Here is a 17,517-nt window from a genome sequence, read left to right as displayed (position 1 = left end):
GAGGACACATCCATGCAAATCATCCCATCCTGCGAGAACCCCGACCCACCGGAAATCTCGCGGCGCCTTGGCGCGGTGCAGGCTGAGATGGCCCGGCAGGGCCTGGACTTCTATCTCAGCCACGACCCGTCGAACATCTACTACCTGACGAACTTCAAGAACTTCGTCCACGAGCGGCCGTTCATCCTTCTGGTGCCTGCCAGCGGTGCGCCGACCCTGCTGTGCCCGAAGCTGGAAGAAACGCACGTGCGCTCGCGCGCCGTCGGCGAACTACAGCTCCTGACCTACTTCGAATTCCCCGCGCCCAAAGGGCAGATGTGGTCCGACCGCCTGAACGAGGTGCTCAAGCCGTCGCATCGCGTCGGCATCGAATCGCTGTGCCCGCTCGCCGTGTTCAAGGCGGTTCCGGGCACTGCGGTGCAGACCGACATCGTCGACACGGTACGCGAGATCAAGTCGGCCTACGAGATCGGCCGCCTCGCATATGCGAGCCGGTGGCTCAGCCGCGGCCATGCGCGGCTGCTCGCCGCCGCCAGGCCCGGTGCCTCGACGCTGGCCCTGAACTCGCAGATCGGCGGCGCACTCGTCGGCGAGCTGCTCGCCGACAACCCGCGCGCCAACGTGCTGGCCTGCGAGGCGATCGCGGTGGCCACGCCACCCGCGTTCTCCCACGATCCGCACCTGGTGCCCGATCTGTCGTGCGAGCTGGTCGAAGGCGGGCCGCACGTCACGCTGCTGTGCGGCACGGCGAACGGCTACGGCGCGGAAGTGGAGCGCACCTTTTTCATCGGCCACGTGCCGGAAGCCGCGGTACGGCCCTTCCATGCGATGCTCGAAGCGCGTGCCCTCGGCTTCGAGCTGACGGTGCCGGGCGCCGACATGGCCGAGGTGGACCGAAGGGTCAATGATCTCCTGAAGGCGCGCGGCTACGGCGACAACCGCCTGCATCGCACCGGCCACAGCTTCGGGGTGACGCGGCACGAAGCGCCGTTTCTCGCTGAAGGCTATGCGCACGAGATCAAGCCGGGAATGCTGTTCAGCATTGAACCGGGGATCTATCTGCCCGGCATCGGCGGCTTTCGTTTTTCCGACACGGTGCTGGTCACGGAAACCGGCAACCTGTCGCTCACGCACGCGCCCGAGACGCTGCAGGCGCTGACGCTGCAGGTGGAGGCATGAGAGTGCGGTCATTGCTCAGCTTGCGCGTGCATCCAGGCCAACGCGAAGCGGCCGCGCAGGCCTTTGCACGCAGGCGCGTGCTCGAGGAATGCGCCGAGGCCATTCCGGGTTTTCTCGGGGGCGAGCTGATGCTTTCGCAGGACGACCCCGACCTTATGTATGTGAGCGCGTTGTGGGACGGCGAGGCGTCGTACCGGCAATGGCTTGCAAGCCCGGTGCGCGCGGCGCAAGGCCCCCATCTGGCCATCTTCCTGGCGCAGGCGCCTTCTTCCACCCTGCTCGAAATGGCCCATTCCTGCAACGCGCCGCCATGATCGACGAGGCCTTTATCGCGTGTCAGGCTGTTGTCACGGCGAACCTGCGGGTTACTGAGCCAACGGTCTCGACATCTGATGCTCAATGCGTTTCGGATGGCGCGTGCGACACCGAAACCCTCACTCGATGTTCTGCGCCTGCTCCCGCAACTGCTCGATCAGCAGCTTCAGATCCACCGCCGCGCGCGTCATCTCGATTGCGCCCGCCTTGGAGCCCAGCGTGTTCGCCTCGCGGTTCATTTCCTGGAAGAGGAAGTCCAGCCGCTTGCCCGGGCTGCCCGAGGGACGGCCGCGGCCACTGGCACCCCCGCCGCCGAGGATGCGATCGAGCTCGGTGAGGTGCGACTTCAGGCGCGCAAGCTCCTCGTCGACGTCGATGCGCAGGGTGAAGAGGGTGGCTTCCTGGGCGAGCCGTTCGGAAAGCTCGGCGCCGCTGATGTTCTGGAAACCGCCCGGGAACGCCGTGGCCACGGTGTCGCGCAGCTTGCGGCCCAGGCGCTCGCGGTAGTCGTTGAGTATCTGCGGCAGTTGGCCCTGGACCTGTTCAAGGACTTCGCCGATCGCGCTCGCCTTCTCGCGCATCACGCCGGCCAGGCGCGCGCCCTCGGCGTCGCGCGCCTGCTGGAACTGGACCAGCGCCTGGTTGCAGGCGGCCAGGACGGCCTCGTCCCACTGCGCCGGGTCGTCGGCGTCGGCCTGCACGCCGGGCCAGGCCAGCAGTTCGGCCAGGCGCGGCGCGGCGGTGTCGGGCACGACGGCACGCACGGCCTGCAGAAGCTCGGCCGCACCCTGCAGGGCCGCGATGTTGATGCGGCCCGGGTCGGTCTGGGCGCGGCGCAGCAGATTGGCCCGCACCTCGACCTTGCCGCGCGGCACCGCCGCGCAAAGGCGTTCGCGCAGGGCGGCCTCCAGGTGGCGCAGCTCGTCGGGCACGCGGAAATACAGGTCGAGGTAACGGCTGTTGACGCTGCGCAGTTCGAGGGTCACCGTCCCGATGGGAAGGTTGACGCTCGCGCTGCCGAAGGCGGTCATGCTGCGGATCATGGGCGGGCTCGTACAATCTGGGTTTGGTATACGCCGGCATTCCACCGGTGCAACAGGTAGCAATCATATGACAGCTTTGGATAACGCAACCGTCTCGCCGCGCCCGTCGGGGCGCGCGGCCGACGCTCTGCGCGAGGTGCGCATCCAGCGACACTACACCCGTCACGCCGAAGGCTCGGTGCTGGTGAGCTTCGGCGATACGCAAGTGCTCTGCACGGCGAGCGTGCTCGACAAGGTGCCGGGTTTTCTGAAGGGCCGCGGCCAGGGCTGGCTGACCGCCGAGTACGGCATGCTCCCGCGCGCCACCCACACCCGCGGCGAGCGCGAAGCCGCGCGCGGCAAGCAGAGCGGCCGAACCCAGGAGATCCAGCGCCTGATCGGCCGCAGCCTGCGCGCGGTGATCGATTTGAGCGCGCTGGGCGAGCGCACCCTGCAGCTCGATTGCGACGTGATCCAGGCCGACGGCGGCACCCGCACGGCCAGCATCACCGGCGCCTACGTCGCGGCCGCGGATGCGGTGCGCTGGATGATCGAGCGCGACATGCTGAGCGAATCGCCGCTGCGCGATCACGTTGCGGCCGTGTCGGTGGGCATGGTCGGCGGGCAGCCCGTGCTCGATCTGGACTATGTCGAGGATTCGGCCTGCGATACGGACATGAACGTGGTCATGACCGGCGCGGGGCATTTCGTGGAAGTGCAGGGCACCGCCGAGGGCGTGCCGTTCACGCGCGGCGATATGAACGCGCTCCTGGGGCTGGCCGAGCAGGGCATCGCCCGCCTCGTGCAACTGCAGCGAGAGGCATTGGCATGAGCAGCGCGGCAGGGTTGCCCGACGGCGGCGTGCCGTGCGCGCGTCGGGACGCCGGTGCGGCCGGCGGGAGGGCGCGCCAGTGAGCCATGCGCCGATGACGGGCGGTTCGGCCGGGCTCGGCCGCGTCGTCCTGGCCTCCAACAACGCCGGCAAGCTGCGCGAGTTCGCCGCGCTGCTCGGCGCGCACGGCATCGAGCTGGTGCCGCAGTCGCAGCTCGGCGTGCCGCAGGCCGAAGAACCGCACGTCACTTTCCTCGAGAACGCGCTGGCCAAGGCGCGCCATGCGAGCAGGCTCACCGGCCTGCCCGCGCTGGCCGACGATTCCGGGCTGTGCGTGCGCGCCCTGGGCGGCGCGCCCGGCGTGTATTCGGCGCGCTACGCCGCGCTCGCCGGCGGCGAGAAGTCGGACGCGGCCAACAATGCCCTGCTGGTGGAACGCCTGCGCGGCGAGCCCGAGCGCTCGGCATGGTATGTGGCGCTCCTGGTGCTGGTGCGCTCGGCCGATGATCCCCAGCCCCTGGTCGGCGAGGGCATCTGGCGCGGCGAGATCATCGACACACCGCGCGGCGAGCACGGTTTCGGCTACGACCCGCACTTCCTGCTGCCCGAACTCGGCCGGACCGCGGCCGAGCTCGAACCGGCGCAGAAGAACGCGGCGAGCCATCGCGCGCGCGCCCTGGCCGCATTGATGGCGCGGCTGGACGAAACGCGCTGATGCGAACGATCCCCATCCTGCCGGCCGGGCGCGCCGGCGCGGGCGAGGGCACTCGGCTGAGCCTGCTGCCGCCGCTGGCCTTGTATGTCCATGTGCCGTGGTGCGTGCGCAAGTGCCCGTATTGCGACTTCAATTCGCACGCGGCCGAGGGCGAGGTGCCCGAGGCGGCGTACCTGGCGGCGCTGGCCGCGGACCTGGAACAGGCGCTGCCCCTGGTCTGGGGGCGCAAGGTGGTGTCGGTCTTCATCGGGGGCGGCACGCCCAGCCTGCTGTCGGCCGCGGCGCTGGATGCGCTGCTCGCCATGCTGCGCTCCTATTTGCCGCTGCTGCCCGAGGCCGAGATCACGCTGGAGGCCAACCCCGGAACCGCCGAAGCCGGCCGCTTCGCCGACTACGCGAAAAGCGGCGTGAACCGGATCTCGCTGGGCATCCAGAGTTTCGACGACGGCTGTCTGCACGCGCTCGGGCGCATACACGATGCGCGCGCGGCGCGCAGCGCCGTCGAGATGGCCCAGCGCGCCGTCGCGCGCGTGAACCTGGACCTCATGACGGCCCTGCCGGGGCAGACGCGCGACATGCTGGCCAGCGACGTGCGCACTGCGCTCGGCTTCGGCACCGAACACTTGTCGCTCTATCACCTGACGCTCGAGCCCAACACGGTCTTCGCCAAGTTTCCGCCCGCGGGGCTGCCCGACGAGGACGAAGCCGCCGCCATGCACGACATGGTGGTGGATATGGCGGGCGCCGCGGGCCTGGAGCACTACGAAGTCTCGGCCTATGCGCGGCAGGGGGCGCGTTGTCTACACAACGTCAATTACTGGGAGTTCGGCGACTACCTCGGCATTGGGCCGGGCGCGCACGGCAAGCTGTCGTTCCCGGATCGTATCGTGCGCCAGGCGCGGCTGCGCAATCCGCAGTCGTGGATGGCGCAGGCCGTGCAGCGCGATGGTTCGCACCTGGCCGAAGACCGCGAAGTCGCCGCCGACGAGCTGCCCTTCGAGTTCATGCTGAACGCGCTGCGCCTGCGCGACGGCGTGCCGGCGAGCTACTTCCCGGACCGCACCGGCCTGTCGCTGGCCGCCATCGCGTCGGCCCTGGCCGACGCGACCAGGCGCGGCCTGCTCGACCCGGACCCGGGCCGCCTGAAGCCGAGCCCGCTGGGCTGGCGCTTTCTCAACGATTTGCAGGCCTTGTTTCTGTGACGGGCCGAGGATGAAACCCACCCCCCGCGCGCTGACGCGCGCCCCCTCAAGGGGGCGGCACCGGCGGACCGGCAAAGCCGGCTCCGCGGTGTCCTGGATCGCATCGCTGCAGCGCCATGCTTCGGGGCGGCGAGCGGCGGTGGAGCAACTGCCATGACGGATTCGATCGACAAGGGCGATCTGGCGGCCCTGAACGCCAGCTTCCAGGCCGTCGAGGCGCGCATCGCCTCGGCTTGCACGGACGCGGGCCGCGAGCGCAGCAGTGTACGGCTGCTGCCCGTCACGAAGACCGTGGCGCCGGCGCGGCTGCGCGCGGCCCACGCCCTGGGCTACGCCTGGTTCGGCGAGAACAAGGTGCAGGAAGCGCAGGAGAAGGCCGAAGCGCTCGCCGAGCTCGCCATCGACTGGTGCATCATCGGCCATCTGCAGACCAACAAGGCGCGCCACGTGGCGCGCTTCGCGGCCGAACTGCATTCGCTGGACAGCCTGCGCCTGGCGGCCGAACTGGACCGCCGCCTGCAGGCCGAAGGGCGCGCCATGCGCGTGCTGATCCAGGTCAACACCTCGGGCGAGGCGAGCAAGGCCGGCCTCGCGCCGCAGGACGTGCCGGCCTTCCTGCGCGAGCTGCCCGCATTCGCCTCGCTGCAGGTGCGCGGGTTCATGACGCTGGCCATGGCCTCCGACGACGAGGCGAGGGTGCGTGGCTGCTTTCGGCTGCTGCGCAGCCTGCGCGAGGCGGCGCGCCAAGATGCGCCGGCCGGGCTCGCGTTCGACGAACTGTCCATGGGCATGTCGGGCGACTTCCCCTGGGCGATCGCCGAGGGGGCGACCATCGTGCGCGTGGGTACCGCCTTGTTCGGCGAGCGGCACTACGCCTGAGCTGCGCCGCGCGCCCCGGCCGCTGCGCGGAGCGCATGCGGCCCACGCGATCCGCGCACGCTCGTAAAGCACCGTGTCGGTGCCTTCCATTTGTATCTTCGCACTTATATAGTGCGTTTATGCCCCATCATGGTGTGCTTCCACCTGAAATCTGTCCCGAGGGCCCCGAATACTTCCTCCGGGCACCAGAACGGCGCGGCCAATTTGCCGTGCATGCCCGTCGTTTTCCCGGCGGCAGGCACCGAACAGGTGCTTGCTCCCACACGATGCCAATTTTTGGCACGGTCTGTGCTTTTACCCGTCAGACCTTTTTTGCAGACTTGATCGCCACTTTTCCCCTAGAGGAGCATTCATGGCCAGCCATCAGGACATTCTCAAGCTGATCGCCGAGCAGGAAGTCAAATACGTCGATTTCCGTTTCACCGATACGCAGGGCAAGGAGCAGCACGTCTCCGTGCCGGCGCGCACCGTCGACGAAGACAAGCTTGAGTCCGGCCACGCCTTCGACGGCTCGTCGATCGCCGGGTGGAAGGGTATCGAAGCCTCCGACATGCTGCTCATGCCGGACGCCGATACCGCCCGCATCGATCCGTTCCGTGAACAGACCACGCTGATCCTGACTTGCGACGTCGTCGAGCCGGCCGACGGCAAGGGCTACGATCGCGACCCGCGCTCGCTCGCCAAGCGCGCCGAAGCCTACCTGAAGTCCAGCGGCATCGGCGACACCGCCTACTTCGGCCCCGAGCCCGAGTTCTTCGTGTTCGACGGCGTGACCTGGGCTGCCGGTGCCGGCGGCGCGTTCTACAAGATCAAGGCCGAGGAAGCCCCCTGGGAAAGCGGCGTCGACTACGAGAACGGCAACATGGGCCACCGCCCGCGCCACAAGGGTGGCTACTTCCCGGTCCCGCCCACCGACTCGTTCCAGGACATGCGCTCCGAGATGTGCACGCTGCTCGAAGAGCAGGGCGTGCCCGTCGAAGTGCACCACCACGAAGTGGCCTCGCCCGGCCAGCTCGAGATTGGCACCGTGTTCAACACGCTGGTGCGCCGCGCCGACTGGAACCAGGTCCTGAAGTACACGGTGTGGAACGTGGCCGACGCCTACGGCAAGACCGCCACCTTCATGCCCAAGCCCATCGTCGGCGACAACGGCTCGGGCATGCACGTGCACCAGTCGATCTGGAAGGATGGCCAGAACCTGTTCGCGGGCAACGGCTACGCCGGCCTCTCGGAGTTCGCGCTGTACTACATCGGCGGCATCATCAAGCACGCCCGTGCGCTGAACGCCATCACCAACCCCAGCACCAATTCGTACAAGCGTCTGGTTCCGCACTTCGAAGCGCCGGTCAAGCTCGCCTATTCGGCGCGCAACCGCTCGGCCTCGATCCGCATCCCGTACGTGAGCAATCCCAAGGCGCGCCGCATCGAGACCCGCTTCCCGGATCCCATGGCCAACCCGTACCTGGCGTTCTCGGCCCTGATGATGGCCGGCCTGGACGGCGTCGTGAACAAGATCCACCCCGGCGATCCGGCCGACAAGAACCTGTACGACCTGCCGCCGGAAGAAGACGCGAAGATCCCGACCGTCTGCTCGTCGCTCGAACAGGCCCTCGAGGCGCTGGACGCCGATCGCGAGTTCCTGACCCGCGGCGGCGTGTTCAGCAACTCCATGCTGGATGCCTACATCTCGCTGAAGATGGAAGAGGTCAATCGTCTGCGCATGACCACGCATCCGGTCGAGTTCGACTTGTACTACGGTCTGTAAGCGGTCCTCGGAACGGACGGGACCGGGCATGCTCGACTCTGGTGTGAACGACCTTTCCGTTCTGGACCTGCTGGTAAGTGCGGTGCTGCTCCTCGACGACGAGGGCAGCATCGTGCACGCCAACGCGGCTGCCGAAGATGTGTTCGGCCTGTCGCGCCGGCAACTGCTCGGCATGCCGGTCTGCCGCCTCTTCGACGAAGCCGAAGCGCTGCAGCAGTCGCTGCGGGAAGCGCGCGACGATCTCTTCGCGCACAAGATACTGCCCCTGTCGGTGACGCGCCCCGGCGTCGATTCGATGCTGCTGAGCGGCGCCGTGGTGGTCCTGCACGGCCAGCCGTGGCCCATGCTGCTCGAGCTGCGCGAGACCCACTACCGCGACCGCATCGAGCGAGCCGAGGAACGCCTCGAACACGCCGACGCCAACCGCGAGCTGCTGCGCAACCTGGCGCACGAAGTCAAGAATCCGCTGGGCGGGCTGCGCGGCGCGGCACAGTTGCTGCAGGCCGAGCTGACCGATCCGCGGCTCACCGAATACACCCAGGTCATCATTGCCGAGGCCGATCGCCTGCACGGGCTGGTCGATCGGCTGCTCGCGCCGCACCGCGTGCCGCGCGTGGTGACCCTCATCAATATCCACGAAGTCTGCGAGCGTGTCGCCGCGCTGGTCATGGCGGAGTACGGGGCCGGCCTGAAGCTGGTGCGCGACTACGATATCTCGGCGCCCGAGCTGATGGCCGACCGCGAACAGCTCATCCAGGCGCTGCTGAACATCGTGCGCAACGCTGCCCAGGTGCTGGCCGAACAACGCCGGCGCGGCCAGGCGCAGATCGTCCTGCGCACGCGCGTGGCGCGCCAGGTGACGCTGGCGCGCCAGCGCCACCCGCTCGTGCTGGTACTGCACGTCATCGACAACGGCCCGGGCATTCCCGAGTCCATCCGCGAACGCGTGTTCCTGCCGCTGGTCACCGCGCGCGATGGCGGCACCGGCCTCGGGCTGTCGCTGGTGCAGACGATCATCCAACAACATGGCGGCGCGATCGACTTCGATAGCCGTCCCGGCTGCACGGAGTTCCGGCTGATGCTGCCACTGAATTCTCAAGGCTAACCGGAGCACACGATGAAACCGATCTGGGTTGTCGATGACGACCGTTCCATCCGCTGGGTCCTGGAGAAGGCGCTCGAGCGCGCGGCGCTGCCCTGCGTGAGCTTCGCCAACGCGTCCGACGCCCTGGCCGCCCTCGAGCACCAGCGTCCGCAGGTACTGGTGTCCGACGTCCGCATGCCGGGCCTGGGCGGGCTGGAGCTGCTGCGCGCCGTGAAGTCGCGCTATCCGGAAATCCCCGTCATCGTGATGACAGCGTACTCGGACCTGGACAGCGCCGTGGCCTCGTTCCAGGGCGGGGCGTTCGATTACCTGGCCAAGCCCTTCGACGTGGACGCCGCGCTGGCGCTGATCCGCCGCGCCATCGGCGGCAGCGCCGACGCGCAGCAAGCGGCCGAGCCCGCGGCCGATGCCGGCGCCGTGGGCGGCAGCGCGGGCCCGTCCAGCCATGGGGCTTTCCAGCCCGGCATGCTGGGCCAGGCGCCCGCCATGCAGGAACTCTTTCGCGCCATCGGTCGCCTGTCGGCCTCGGCGGCGACGGTGCTCATCACGGGCGAGTCGGGCAGCGGCAAGGAGCTGGTCGCGCGCGCGCTGCATCGGCACAGCCCGCGCGCCGACAAACCGTTCGTCGCCATCAACACGGCGGCGATCGCGGGCGAACTGCTCGAGTCCGAACTCTTCGGCCACGAGCGCGGCGCGTTCACCGGCGCGCATGCCCGGCGCGCCGGCCGCTTCGAGGAGGCCGACGGCGGCACGCTGTTCCTCGACGAGATCGGCGACATGCCGGCCGAACTGCAGACTCGCCTGCTGCGCGTGCTGGGCGACGGCACCTTCTACCGCGTCGGCGGGGCGAGCCCGATCCGGGTGAACGTGCGGGTCATCGCCGCCACCCATCAGCCGCTCGAGCAGCGCGTGCGGCAGGGCACGTTCCGCGAGGATCTGTTCCACCGCCTGAACGTCATCCGCCTGCGCCTGCCGCCGCTGCGCGAGCGCGCCGAGGACATTCCGCTGCTGGCCGCGCACTTCCTGACGGCCAGCGCACGCAGCCTGGGGGTCGAACCCAAGCGCCTGAGCGCCACGGCGTCGCAGGCCCTGATGCGGTTTCCTTTCCCGGGCAACGTGCGCCAGCTCGAGAACATCTGCCACTGGCTCACCGTCATGGCGCCCTCGCAGATGATCGACGTGCGCGACCTGCCGCCCGAGCTGCGCGAGTTCGCGGCCCAGGCCAGCGGCGCCGCGCCGGCCGCGCCGGGCTGGGCGAGCGACTCGCCCACCTCGGCCGAGGCCGTACTGGCTCAATCGCGCACGGCCGACCTGGCCGGCGACACCCTGCACGGCGAGCGCACCGCCATCTCGGCGCCGTCCGCCGCCGTGGGCGCGTCATGGCTGAACAGCCTGCAGGCGGACGCCATGAGCCGCCTGCGCGCCGGCGAGACCAACATCATGCACGAGATGACGCGCGACTTCGAACGCGTGCTGATCGCCGCCGCGCTGCATGCCTGCGGCGGCAGGCGCGTGGACGCCGCCACCCGCCTGGGGCTGGGACGCAACACCATCACGCGCAAGATGCGCGAGCTGGGCATGGAGTAGGGCGGGCGAGCGCAGAGCCGGACGGCTCGCGCTCACCCGGCACGCGCCGCCGGGGGACCCTCAGCCCTTGGCCGGCTTGCGCTGCACGAACGCCTGCACCGCGGCCTGATGCTCGGCGGTGCGGTGGGCCAGCGCCTGCATGCCGGCCGACAATTCCAGCAGGGTGTCCAACCGCGTGTGTTGCCCCTCGCGCAGCAGACGCTTGCTCATGCGCAGCGCGGGGCCGGAGTTGGCCGCGATGCGCTGCGCCAGTTCGCGCGCCGCGGCGAGCAGCTCGCTGCCCGGCACCACGCGCGACACCAGGCCCCAGTCCAGCGCCTGCTGCGCGTCGATGGTGTCGCCGGTGAAGGTCAGTTCGGCCGCGCGCGACATGCCGATGGTGCGCGGCAGCAGCCAGGCGCCGCCGTCGCCGGGAATGATCCCCAGCTTGACGAAACTCTCGGCAAAACGCGCCGTGTCGGCGGCGATGCGGATGTCGCACATGCACGCGAGATCGCAGCCGGCGCCAATGGCCGGGCCATTGACCGCCGCGATGACCGGGACTTCGAGGTTGTACAGCGCCAAGGGCAGGCGCTGGATGCCCTCGCGGTACTCGTGCCGCAGGTCGGCGGGCAGGATCGCGGGGTCGAGCTGGCGCTGCATCTCGTGGATGTTGCCGCCCGACGAGAACACCGTGCCGGTGCCCGTCAGGATCACGACCTTGATGCTGTGGTCTTCCTCGATGCGCCGGCAGGCGGCGCCGAACTCGGCCACGGCGGTGTTGCCGGTGAGCGCATTGCGCTTGTCCGGCTGGTTCATGGTCAGGGTGACGATCGGGCCGTCCTGTTCGTAGAGGAGGAAGTCGTTCATAGGGCGCCTGGGCAATGGGATTGGAGGTCGGTGACCATGCTGCCAGCCGGGCGCGGCGGTGTCCAATACCATTGCCTGCCGGGGTGATAGCGCGTGTGTATCGCAAGTGGCGGTATCGGTATTGGACGCGCCGCGCGCGCCTGGGTAATCTCGCACGATCATGCAAGCCATCACCGCACACGTCATCCCGCCTCGCGAAGAGGCCCTGCGCGCCGAGATCCGCGCCTTTCTACAGGCCCAGCTCCAGGGCATGCCGGCCGAGCGCCGCGCGCGCTCGTGGATGGGGTTCGACGCCGGCTTCAGCCGCGCGCTGGCCGAACGCGGCTGGGTCGGCCTGACCCTGCCCACGGAATACGGCGGCGCCGGCCTCGGCCATTTCGCCCGCTTCGTGCTGGTCGAGGAACTGCTCTGCGCCGGGGCGCCGGTGTCGGCGCACTGGATCGCCGATCGCCAGAGCGCGCCGCTCCTCCTGAACTACGGCACCGAGGCGCAGCGGCGCTTCTACATCCCGCGCATCTGCCGCGCCGAGGCGTTCTTTTGCATCGGCATGAGCGAGCCCGGCTCGGGGTCCGACCTTGCCAGCGTGCGTACCCGCGCGGTGCCGAGCGAAGGCGGCTGGCGCCTGAACGGCAGCAAGATCTGGACGACGAACGCGCATCGATCACACTACATGATCGCCCTGGTGCGCACCTCGGGCAACCCGGACGACCGGCACCAGGGGCTGTCCCAGTTCGTCATCGATCTGAAGACGCCCGGCGTCAGCGTGCGCCCCATCACCGATCTGGCGGGCGACGCGCATTTCTCGGAAGTCTTCTTCAGCGACGTGTTCCTGCCCGACGACGCGCTGATCGGCAGCGAGGGCGACGGCTGGAAGCAGGTGAATGCCGAGCTGGCTTTCGAGCGCAGCGGCCCGGAGCGCCTGTATTCGAGCATGGTGCTGATCGAAGGCTGGCTCGCCTTGCTGCGCACGCGCGCGGCGGCCGGCGCCGGCCTGCGCGGCCAGGACACCGAACTGCTGGGCCGCATGCTGGGCCAGCTCGCCGTGCTGCGCAGCCTCTCGGTGGGCGTTACCGCGCGCCTGGCCGAGGGGGAAAGCCCGCTGCTGGAAGCCGCGCTGGTCAAGGAGCTCGGCACCACGTTCGAGCAATGGGTGCCGCGCGCCGTCGCCGACGCCCTGGCAGCGCAGCCGGAGCTGCCCGTGCCGGCCGAGCTCGCGCGCACGGTGGCCTATCTGATGCAGGTGGCGCCCACTTTCTCGCTGCGCGGTGGCACGCGCGAGATCCTGCGCGGCATGATCGCGCGCGGACTGGGCCTGCGCTGAGTGCAGCGCGTCACGAGGAGAACGTAATGGAATACATGCTGCGCGACGCATTCGACGACTTGCTGCAGACGGCATGCACGCCCCAGGTGGTGCGTGCGATCGAATCGGGCGCCGACGACGGCGCCGCATTGTGGGCCCTGTTGGACGAATCGGGCTTTCTGGCCGCACTCGAACCCGAGGCGGCCGGCGGCGCCGGACTCGGCCTGGCGAGCGTGTTCGACCTGCTGCTCCTGGCCGGCGGCCACGCCTTGCCGCTGCCGTTCGCGCAGACCCTGCTCGCGCGCGGCTGGCTGGCTGCGGCCGGCATCGAGGCACCGGCGGGCCGCATCGCCTTTGCGCCCTTCGTGCAGGATGCGGCGCAGGGCAGGCAGGCCCGCGTGGCCGGCGGCGCAGTTGCCGACTGGGTCCTCGCCGCGGACGGCGAGCACGCGCGGCTGCTGGCCACCGACGGCCTTGCCGCCGAACCGGACGGCGTGCACGCCAGCCTCGCCGTCACCGCCACGTGGCAGACCGGGGCAGGGCGCGCGCTCGCGCTGCCGGCGCTGGGCCTGCGCGAGCTGGCCGGTCTGTCCATGGCGGTCTCGGTGGCCGGCGCGGCCGAGCGGGTGCTGGCGATGGCCGTCGCCTACGCCCGCGAGCGCCAGCAGTTCGGCCGCCCCATCGGCAAGTTCCAGGCGATACAGCACGAACTCGCGGTGATGGCGCAGGAGGTCGGCGCCATGCGCATCGCGGCCGAGCAGGCCTGCCAGATCGGCTTGCCGCTGGCCGGCCTGCCGGTCTGCGTGGCGGCCTATCGCAACGCTGCCGGCGCAGCGCCGGTAAGCGCCGCTGCCCACGCGATCCACGGCGCGATCGGCGTGACCGCCGAACTCGATCTCAATCTGTACACGCGCCGCCTGCTGCAATGGCAGGGGGACGCCGGCTCGGCGGCCTATTGGGCGCAGCGAATCGGCAGCGCGGCACTGCACGCGCAGGAGAGCGCGCTCGACTTCCTGCGCACGCAGTTGATTCCGCAAACGGCGTGAGCCTGGGCGCCCCAAAGCGGCGCGCGGGCGAGCGATACAGCGCACGCTGCCCGGTTTTGGGGCGCTTGCCCGCGCCGGCGCGCGCTGCCTTGGGGCGTACAGGGGCATCGCGATGCCTGGCGGCGCGCCGTAGCGCGGGCAGGCCCGGCGGTACCGGCACCAGGTAAAAATCGGCACAGTCCTTGCATTTCGCAACCCGTCTATCGCCGGGTTCGGCAAGGAGAGTCGTCGTGAAGCTTGTGAACGGACTCACGCTGGAGGAATGGCGCGGGTTGTACGCCGAAGGCGGGAGCGAACCCGCGCGTATTCTGCATACGCTGCGCGCGTCGCTGCGCGCCGACGATCCGGCATGGGTCCACATCGTCGGCGAGTCCGGGCTGGACGCGCAATTGTCGGCATTGGCCGAGCGCGTGGCGGCGCTGGGCGGCGATCGCGCCGCCTTGCCCCTGTACGGGGTGCCCTTCGCCGTCAAGGACAATATCGACGTGCAGGGCATGCCGACCACGGCCGGCTGCCCGGCGTATGCCTACGAACCGGCCGCGCACGCCTTCGCCGTCGCGCGGCTGGTCGAAGCCGGCGCCATCGTCCTGGGCAAGACCAACCTGGACCAGTTCGCCACCGGGCTCGTCGGCACGCGCTCGCCGTATGGCGCCGTGGCCAATGCCTTCGATCCGACGCGCGTCTCGGGCGGCTCGAGTTCGGGCTCGGCCGACGTGGTGGCGCGCGGCATCGTGCCGTTCTCCCTGGGCACCGACACCGCGGGCTCGGGCCGGGTACCGGCGGGCTTCAACAACATCGTCGGCCTCAAGCCGACCCGCGGCTGGTTGAGCACGCGCGGCGTGGTGCCGGCTTGCCGCTCCCTGGACTGCGTATCGGTGTTCGCGCTCACCGTGGACGATGCCGAACTGGTCGCGCGCGCGGCGGCGGGCTACGACGAGGACGACCCCTATTCGCGCCAATGGCCGCGCGGCGTGCCGCGCCGGGAAATGGGCCAGCACCCGCGTCTGGCCGTGCCCGAGCACCCGGAGTTCCACGCCGATGCACAGGCCGAGGCCGCCTGGCAGGCCACGCTCGCACGGTTGCGCCAGGCGGGCGTGAGTCTGGTGCCGGTGGATTTCTCGCCCATGCGCGAGCTGGCCAAACTGCTCTACGAGGGCCCCTTCGTCGCCGAACGGCACGCCAGCCTCGGCGCGTTCGTGGAGCGGCATCCCGCCGAGGTCGATCCCGTGGTGGCCGGCATCGTGCGCCAGGCGCAGGCGTATACGGCCAGCGAGCTGCTGCAGGCAGAGTATCTGCGCATGGCGCTCAAGCGCCGCATCGAGCGCATCTTCCAGCGCTGCGACGCGCTGCTGGTGCCGACCGCGCCGACGCATCCGACGCTGCAGGACGTGCGCGAACGTCCGGTGGCGGCCAATGCCGAACTCGGCTATTACACCAATTTCGTCAACCTGGCCGACTGCAGTGCACTGGCCTTGCCCGCCGGCATGCGCGCCGACGGGTTGCCGTTCGGTGTGACCCTGGTCGCGCCCGCCTGGCATGACTGCGCACTGGCCAACTTCGGCCGCTGCTGGCAGCAGCTTGCGCCCTGGACGCTGGGGGCGACCGGCCGCGCCATGACGCGCGGGGCGGCCCGCGCGCCGTCCACACCCTGCGAAGGCTTCGTGCGGGTGGCGGTGGCGGGGGCCCACTTGTCGGGCATGCCGCTCAATTACCAGTTGGTCGAGCGCGACGCCCGGCTCGTCGAGCGCACCACCACCGCCCCCGCGTACCGCCTGTACGCGCTGACCGACACGGTGCCGCCCAAGCCCGGTCTCGCACGGGCCAGCGGCGGCGCGGCCATCGACGTGGAAGTATGGGACATTCCCGTGGGCCATTTCGGCAGCTTCGTCGCGCTGGTGCCGGCGCCGCTGGCGATCGGCACGCTCGAGCTGGCCGACGGGCGTTGCGTGAAAGGCTTCGTGTGCGAACCCTGGGTGCTGGCCCAGGCCCGCGACATCACGGCATTCGGCGGTTGGCGCAATTACCTGGATTACCTGACGGCCGTTCCCGCGTGATCCTGCGCACGCCGACGGCCCTGGATGCGGCCGTCGGCGGCGGCTCAGCGCCCCTGGAACTTCGGCGGGCGCTTCTCCACGAAGGCGCGGCGTCCTTCCTGCACATCCTCGCTGGCGAGCAGCGCGTTCTGCACGCGCTTCTCCTCGCGCAGGAATTCCGCCGGATCGGGCCATTGCCGATTCAGCATGTCGCGCAGGGCGGCGAGCGCGAGCGGCGCGCGCGTCATGAGCTTGGCGGCACATTCGCGGGCCAGGGCGAGCGCCTCGCCCTTGGGCGCGGCATGCTCGATCAGCCCCCATTCCAGCGCCTGGGCGGTGGGCACGGCCAGCCCCTCGAGCATCATGCGGCGGGCACGGCCCATGCCGATGCGCTGGGGCAGCGTCCAGCCCAGGCCCACGTCCGGGATGAGGCCGATGCCGGTGAACGGGGCGCAGAACTTCGCACCTTCGCCGGCGACGACGTAGTCGCACATCAGGGCCAGCGAGAACCCGGCGCCGTAGGCGTTGCCTTCGACCGCGGCGACGAGCGGCTTCTTGCCTTGCTGGGCGATGGCGAACACTTCGTGCAGCACGTCGAGCAGCGTCTCGCCGTTGGGCCCGGGCGTGCGGTCCTTCAGGTCCGCGCCGGTGCAGAAGTGCCCGCCCGCGCCCGTCAGGATGACCACGCGCACGTGCGGGTCCTCGAGCAGGGCGATGAAGTCGCGCTTCAGGTCCAGCGCCGCCGGCGCCGTCAGGGCGTTCATGCTGGCGGGGCGATTCAGGGTGACGACGGCGACGCCGTCGGCGCGCTCGACCAGAATGGGTTGGTCCACGCTCGTGGTGTTCGTGCTCATGGCTACTTTCCTTGCCAGACGGGCGCACGCTTCTCGGCGAATGCGCGCGCACCTTCCTTGGCGTCTTCGGATTGGAATACCGGCGTGGCGATCTCGCGTTGACGATCCCATTTCTCACCGGCCGGCCAGTTTACCGACTCGGACGCCACGCGCTTGCTGCCGGCGGTCGCGAGCGGCCCGTTGGCGGCGATCGCCGCGGCCAGCTCGAGCGCCTTGTCGAGCGCACCGCCGGCGGGCGTGAGGTGGTTCACCAGCCCGTAGCGATGGGCGTCCTTGGCGGGCAGCAGCGCGCCCGTCAGGATGTATTCCATGGCGATGTGATACGGCAGGCGCTGCGGCAGCCTCAGCAGGCCGCCGGCCGTGGCCATCAGGCCGCGCTTGACCTCGGGCAGGCCGAAGTTCGCGTTCTCGGCGGCGACGATCAGGTCGCAGGCCAGCGTGACCTCGAAGCCGCCGGCCAGCGCATAGCCTTCGACCGCGGCGATCAGCGGCTTGCGCGGCGGCGCTTCGTTCAGGCCGCCGAAGCCGCGTCCCGGCACGTTCGGGCGCTCGCCGCGCAGAAAGCCCTTCAAGTCCATGCCGGCGCAGAAGTTGCCGCCCGCGCCGGTGATGATGCCGACACGGATGTCCGGGTTCGCGTCCAGTTGGTCCAGGGCCTGGACCATGGCCTGCGCCATGGCCAGCGTCGCGGCGTTGCGTGCCTCGGGACGGTTCAGGGTCATGATCTGCACGCCATCGCGCACTTCGACCAGCAGTTCTCCACTCATGGAATGTCTCCTCATACACCTCGGGTAGTGCAGAATTTGGGTGGCAGCAAGCGGTGCTGCTGTCTGC

Annotated in this window: 16 protein-coding genes; 12 read left to right on the top strand and 4 right to left on the bottom strand. The window is 69.8% G+C overall.

Going from position 1 to position 17,517, the window contains the following annotated elements:
* Positions 1 to 12 precede the first annotated feature (12 nt).
* Together FOZ76_RS04020 and FOZ76_RS04015 are read left to right on the top strand one after the other, a co-directional pair.
* Positions 13 to 1,179 (top strand): M24 family metallopeptidase, encoded by a 1,167-nt coding sequence (locus tag FOZ76_RS04020; protein ID WP_143946846.1) that lies wholly within the window; start codon positions 13 to 15, stop codon positions 1,177 to 1,179.
* 11 nt (positions 1,180 to 1,190) lie between these two features.
* A complete protein-coding gene (locus tag FOZ76_RS04015; protein WP_170235285.1) occupies positions 1,191 to 1,493 on the top strand; it encodes an antibiotic biosynthesis monooxygenase family protein in 303 nt (100 codons plus the stop codon).
* A 120-nt stretch (positions 1,494 to 1,613) separates the two neighbouring features.
* On the opposite strand, the gene FOZ76_RS04010 is transcribed toward FOZ76_RS04015, so the two are convergent.
* Positions 1,614 to 2,537, bottom strand: coding sequence for a YicC/YloC family endoribonuclease (locus FOZ76_RS04010; RefSeq protein WP_143946844.1), 924 nt, complete (start codon positions 2,535 to 2,537; stop codon positions 1,614 to 1,616).
* A 67-nt stretch (positions 2,538 to 2,604) separates the two neighbouring features.
* Here FOZ76_RS04010 and rph point away from each other — a divergent pair, with 67 nt between their 5' ends.
* The 7 genes from rph to ntrC all read left to right on the top strand — a co-directional run bounded on the left by rph (position 2,605) and on the right by ntrC (position 10,601).
* Positions 2,605 to 3,348: a ribonuclease PH gene (gene rph, locus FOZ76_RS04005; protein ID WP_170235284.1), complete on the top strand. Its 744-nt coding sequence runs from the start codon at positions 2,605 to 2,607 to the stop codon at positions 3,346 to 3,348.
* A gap of 94 nt (positions 3,349 to 3,442) precedes the next feature.
* Positions 3,443 to 4,063 (top strand): RdgB/HAM1 family non-canonical purine NTP pyrophosphatase, encoded by a 621-nt coding sequence (rdgB, locus tag FOZ76_RS04000; RefSeq protein ID WP_143947056.1) that lies wholly within the window; start codon positions 3,443 to 3,445, stop codon positions 4,061 to 4,063.
* Complete coding sequence (gene hemW, locus FOZ76_RS03995) at positions 4,063 to 5,265, top strand: radical SAM family heme chaperone HemW (protein ID WP_143946843.1); 1,203 nt, start codon at positions 4,063 to 4,065, stop codon at positions 5,263 to 5,265. The genes rdgB and hemW overlap by 1 nt, the downstream gene beginning before the upstream one ends.
* 153 nt (positions 5,266 to 5,418) lie before the next feature.
* Entirely contained in the window at positions 5,419 to 6,144 is a 726-nt protein-coding gene (locus FOZ76_RS03990) for a YggS family pyridoxal phosphate-dependent enzyme (protein WP_143946842.1), read from the top strand.
* Between the two features lie 352 nt (positions 6,145 to 6,496).
* Positions 6,497 to 7,909 (top strand): type I glutamate--ammonia ligase, encoded by a 1,413-nt coding sequence (gene glnA / locus FOZ76_RS03985; protein ID WP_143946841.1) that lies wholly within the window; start codon positions 6,497 to 6,499, stop codon positions 7,907 to 7,909.
* A gap of 28 nt (positions 7,910 to 7,937) precedes the next feature.
* On the top strand, positions 7,938 to 9,014 hold the full coding sequence (gene glnL, locus FOZ76_RS03980; RefSeq protein WP_143946840.1) for a nitrogen regulation protein NR(II): 1,077 nt from the start codon (positions 7,938 to 7,940) through the stop codon (positions 9,012 to 9,014).
* A 12-nt stretch (positions 9,015 to 9,026) separates the two neighbouring features.
* Positions 9,027 to 10,601 carry a nitrogen regulation protein NR(I) gene (gene ntrC, locus FOZ76_RS03975; protein ID WP_143946839.1) on the top strand — a complete coding sequence of 525 codons (1,575 nt, stop codon included), beginning with the start codon at positions 9,027 to 9,029 and terminating at the stop codon, positions 10,599 to 10,601.
* A gap of 60 nt (positions 10,602 to 10,661) precedes the next feature.
* On the opposite strand, the gene FOZ76_RS03970 is transcribed toward ntrC, so the two are convergent.
* Entirely contained in the window at positions 10,662 to 11,450 is a 789-nt protein-coding gene (locus FOZ76_RS03970) for a crotonase/enoyl-CoA hydratase family protein (protein WP_143946838.1), read from the bottom strand.
* A 160-nt stretch (positions 11,451 to 11,610) separates the two neighbouring features.
* On the opposite strand from FOZ76_RS03970, the gene FOZ76_RS03965 reads away from it, so the two are divergent.
* The 3 genes from FOZ76_RS03965 to atzF all read left to right on the top strand — a co-directional run bounded on the left by FOZ76_RS03965 (position 11,611) and on the right by atzF (position 15,850).
* Entirely contained in the window at positions 11,611 to 12,771 is a 1,161-nt protein-coding gene (locus FOZ76_RS03965; protein WP_143946837.1) for an acyl-CoA dehydrogenase family protein, read from the top strand.
* Positions 12,772 to 12,797: 26 nt separating this feature from the next.
* Entirely contained in the window at positions 12,798 to 13,796 is a 999-nt protein-coding gene (locus FOZ76_RS28130; RefSeq protein ID WP_143946836.1) for an acyl-CoA dehydrogenase family protein, read from the top strand.
* 230 nt (positions 13,797 to 14,026) lie between these two features.
* Positions 14,027 to 15,850 (top strand): allophanate hydrolase, encoded by a 1,824-nt coding sequence (gene atzF, locus FOZ76_RS03955; protein ID WP_246129279.1) that lies wholly within the window; start codon positions 14,027 to 14,029, stop codon positions 15,848 to 15,850.
* A 44-nt stretch (positions 15,851 to 15,894) separates the two neighbouring features.
* Here atzF and FOZ76_RS03950 read toward each other — a convergent pair whose 3' ends face one another.
* Together FOZ76_RS03950 and FOZ76_RS03945 are read right to left on the bottom strand one after the other, a co-directional pair.
* Positions 15,895 to 16,683 (bottom strand): enoyl-CoA hydratase/isomerase family protein, encoded by a 789-nt coding sequence (locus FOZ76_RS03950; protein WP_170235283.1) that lies wholly within the window; start codon positions 16,681 to 16,683, stop codon positions 15,895 to 15,897.
* Between the two features lie 2 nt (positions 16,684 to 16,685).
* Entirely contained in the window at positions 16,686 to 17,450 is a 765-nt protein-coding gene (locus tag FOZ76_RS03945; protein WP_143946834.1) for a crotonase/enoyl-CoA hydratase family protein, read from the bottom strand.
* Positions 17,451 to 17,517: the final 67 nt, after the last annotated feature.

It is taken from the genome of Verticiella sediminum (assembly GCF_007558815.1).
GTDB classification, from domain to species: Bacteria; Pseudomonadota; Gammaproteobacteria; order Burkholderiales; family Burkholderiaceae_B; genus Verticiella; species Verticiella sediminum.
This window is presented reverse-complemented; position numbering and strand designations above follow the sequence as displayed.